Source organism: Calidithermus terrae (assembly GCF_003574345.1).
GTDB lineage: Bacteria > Deinococcota > Deinococci > Deinococcales > Thermaceae > Calidithermus > Calidithermus chliarophilus.
The window spans coordinates 1-3448 of record NZ_QXDL01000311.1 but is presented as its reverse complement, the minus strand read 5'-3'; the positions used below and the strand labels follow the sequence as shown (position 1 = coordinate 3448).

Here is a 3448-nt window from a genome sequence, read left to right as displayed (position 1 = left end):
AGGTCGCGGGCGTCGAGGGGGAGGGGGGAGAAGCCGTGCTCGAGCGCCAGCGCGGCGAACTCCCCCAGCAGGGTGGTCTTGCCGACCCCGCCCGGCCCGTAGACGTGCAGCAGCAGGAAAGGGGACTCCGGGCGCAGCAGCTCGCCCAACAAGGCCTTCTCGCTTTCCCGCCCCACGAAGCGACGGCGGCGGGCGCTCAGCAGTCGCTCGCGCAGGGTGCTGGGGCGTTGGGCGGGCTCGGCCATGGAGCGAACCTTGGCGCTGGGGTGCTTCGCTCACGAGTATAGCAGCGAGCACCGGTGGGCATCTGAACGGCGTTCAGCGGCTTTTCGGCCGGGGGCAGGCAGGGCCAGAAAAACCGCCGCCCCCAGGGGGGCGGCCGGCGTGAGGACGACGGGGCGTTTAGCGGGAGAGCCACTCGCTCGCCACGGGCGAGGGGTCCTGGGCGGCCTCGCTGTGGGGCGCCTCGCGCTCGAGCAGGTACTTCTCGGCGGCCATCGCCGCGCGGGTCCCGGCCCCCACGCTGGTGGTGAGCTGGCGGTAGACCGGGTCGGCCACGTCGCCGGCGGCGAAGAGGCCGGGCACGCTGGTGTAGATCTCGTCCTTCACGTCCACGTAGCCGTCGCCCCGCAGCGCCACCGCCCCGCTGAGGAAGCCGGTGTTGGGCACGTGCCCGATGAAGACGAAGACGCCGTCGGCCGGGTAGTCGTAGGCCTCGCCGGTCTTGAGGTTCTTGAGCCGCACCCCGCTCACCGCCTCGTCGCCCAGCACCTCCTCGACCACGTGGCTCCACAGGAAGCGCATCTTGGGGTTGGCGAAGGCCCGCTCCTGGGCGGTCTTGTTGGCCCGCAGCTCGTCGCGGCGGTGGATCAGGGTGACCTTGGAGGCGAACTTGGTCAGGAACAGCCCCTCCTCCACGGCGGCGTCGCCCCCGCCCACCACCACCACCTCCTTGCCGCGGTAGAAGAAGCCGTCGCAGGTCGCGCAGGTGCTCACGCCGCGGCCGTAGAACTTCTCCTCGCCGGGCACGCCGAGCTGCTTGGGGTTGGCCCCGGTAGCCAGGATCACGCTGCGGCTGAGGTAGCTCTGCCCGTAGCCCTTGACCACGAAGCCCAGCTCGCTGGGCTCGAGCCCCAGCACCTCCTCCGTCCGCACCTCGACCCCGAACTTCTGGGCCTGCTTGAGCATGCGCTCGGCCAGCTCGGGCCCGCTGATGCCCTCGGGGAAGCCGGGGTAGTTCTCGACCTCTTCGGTCTGGGCGATCTGCCCGCCGGGCAGCCCCCTCTCCAGAACCACCGCCCTGAGGCCGCCGCGCCCGGCGTAGATGCCCGCCGTGAGGCCCGCCGGGCCCCCGCCGATGATCACCACGTCATAGAGGTTGCTCATAAGACTCCAATCACCCGTACCAAGGTACACCTGGCCCGCTGGCGGCGTCGGTAACCGGGGTGACTTATCCCGGCCCGTGCCCGGCCGGGGGTCTGCGGCCCCAACGCTTCGATGAACGCTGCGGGAGATGGCCTCGAGGCCGCCCGCTTTTCCCAACGAAGGGGCTGGGGTAACCTGGACCGGGCACAACTTCGGAGGAGTGTGATGAAGGGATTGAAGTTCGTGGCATTCGTGGCCCTGACGGCGGTGTTGGCCGCCTGCCCACAGACCAAGCCGCCCACCCTGGGCGAGGAGCTCGACGCTTACGTCCCCCAGGCCATGCAGGTCGAGGGGGTGCAGGGGGCGGCGGTGGCGGTGATCCGCGAGGGGGCGGTGGTCTACCAGAAGGCTTTCGGGGTCAAGCGCCAGGGAGGGGGGCCGGTCGGGCCGGGCACCCACTTCATGATCGGCTCCACCGGCAAGTCGCTCACCACGATGCTGATGGCCGGCCTCATCGACGCCGGAAAGGCCGCCTGGACCACCCCGGCCCAGCGGATCCTCCCCCAGTTCGAGCTCATCGACCCGGCGCTCTCGCCCAAGGTCACCTTCCAGGACCTGGTGTGCCAGTGCACCGGGGTGCCCCGGCGCGACCTCCAGGTCCTGCTGGGCGGCGAGGGCCTGACGCCTGAGAAGGTGGTCGAGTCCGTGCGGAACTACCCCCTCGACGGCCCCTTCGGCAAGACCTTCGCCTACTCCAACCAGATGGTGGCCGTCGGCGGGTTCGCCGCGGCCAAGGCGGCGGGGCAGGGGGGAGACTGGCTCGAGGGCTACGCCGCCGAGCTGGCGGCGCGGGTGCTGAACCCCGTCGGGATGCCCGACACCACCCTCTCCTTCGCCGCCGTCGAGGCCCGCGCCGACTACGCCCAGCCGCACGGCCTGAGCATCGAGGCCGAGCAGACGGCGATCCCGCTGGCCTACGAGAGGGCCCTCAGCCCCATCGGCCCGGCGGGCGCGCACTGGTCAACCCTCGAGGACATGACCCGCTACCTGCGCACCCAGATGGCGGGCGGGGTCGCGCCGGACGGCACCCGGGTGGTCTCGAGCGCCAACCTGGCCGAGACCTGGAGGCCTCGAGTCGCCATCGAGCAGGGCGTGGACTACGCGCTGGGCTGGATCGTGGCCGAGTACCGGGGCCAGAAGCTGATCTTCCACGGCGGCAACACCCTGGGCTTCACCGCCCTGCTGGCCTTCCTCCCCGAGTCGGGGCTGGGCGTGGTGGTGCTGGCGAGCGGCCAGGGCCTGCTGTTCAACACCGCCGTGCAGATGCGGGTGCTCGAGATCGTCTTCGACCAGCGGCGCGAGTTCGACAAGGTCTTCCGCGACGAGGTCAGGAAGATGCGGCAGCAGTACAAGCAGGTCGCGGCCCAGCTCAAGCCCGTGCAGCCCGAGGCGGTCAACCCCTACCTGGGCCGCTACGGCCACCCCGAGCTGGGCGCCCTGGAGCTGAGCCTCGAGGGCGACGCCCTGCGGGTGGACACCGGGGCCATCGTCACCCACGCCAAGCGCTACCAGGTGATGGGCCAGGTGTACTACCTCACCACCGGCGCGGGGTTGGCGGGGGTGCCGCTGCAACTGCGCACGGAAGGGGGGCAGCCCGTGGTGGTGCTGCTTGCGCCCGAAGGGGAGTACGTCTTCACCCGCGCCGCCAGGGCCCAGGCCGCCTTCCGCCGGCCGCTCGAGCCCCTCCCCGCCGAACTGCGCTCGCTGCTCGAGCTCCGCCTGACCCCTCAGGCTCGAGCCTGGAAGCTGATCACTACTCGCTAGGCCGACCCGAAATTCCAAACCGATTCGCAGGGGCGAACACGAAGTTCGCCCTTTTCCTTACCTTTGGTGGGGAGGGGTGGTGCGGTGGGGTGGTTTGGCGGGAACCGCCCCCCCGAGGGACTCCAGGTTACCGGCAAAGCCGGTATGGCCTACGGCCACCCCCTCGCGGGCATGCCGCCGGGCCTCGGCGCCCGCGTGTGCGGGGGTGCGGGCCGCACCTTGACCCGGCGGCATGCCCGCGAGGGGGTGGCCGTAGGCC

4 protein-coding genes are annotated in these 3448 nt (G+C 71.2%); 1 reads left to right on the top strand and 3 read right to left on the bottom strand.

The features are described 5' to 3' along the window. Together Mterra_RS19880 and trxB are read right to left on the bottom strand one after the other, a co-directional pair. A partial coding sequence (locus Mterra_RS19880) for an ATP-binding protein (RefSeq protein WP_218022985.1) occupies positions 1-245 on the bottom strand: 245 nt, incomplete at its 3' end. A gap of 157 nt (positions 246-402) precedes the next feature. Continuing rightward, positions 403-1386, bottom strand: a complete 984-nt coding sequence (gene trxB / locus Mterra_RS19875; RefSeq protein ID WP_119316692.1) for a thioredoxin-disulfide reductase — start codon at positions 1384-1386, stop codon at positions 403-405. A gap of 204 nt (positions 1387-1590) precedes the next feature. Between trxB and Mterra_RS19870 the strand changes: the two genes are divergently transcribed. Then, entirely contained in the window at positions 1591-3189 is a 1599-nt protein-coding gene (locus Mterra_RS19870) for a serine hydrolase domain-containing protein (protein WP_170159760.1), read from the top strand. 57 nt (positions 3190-3246) lie between these two features. On the opposite strand, the gene Mterra_RS22925 is transcribed toward Mterra_RS19870, so the two are convergent. Further along, on the bottom strand, positions 3247-3448 hold a 202-nt coding region (locus tag Mterra_RS22925), incomplete at its 5' end, for a hypothetical protein (RefSeq protein ID WP_218022984.1).

What these genes read in the sequence shown, in the direction of transcription:
- trxB (WP_119316692.1), bottom strand. Translation starts at nt 1,386, where the DNA reads ATGAGCAACCTCTATGACGTGGTGATCATCGGCGGGGGCCCGGCGGGC.
- Mterra_RS19870 (WP_170159760.1), top strand. Translation starts at nt 1,591, where the DNA reads ATGAAGGGATTGAAGTTCGTGGCATTCGTGGCCCTGACGGCGGTGTTG.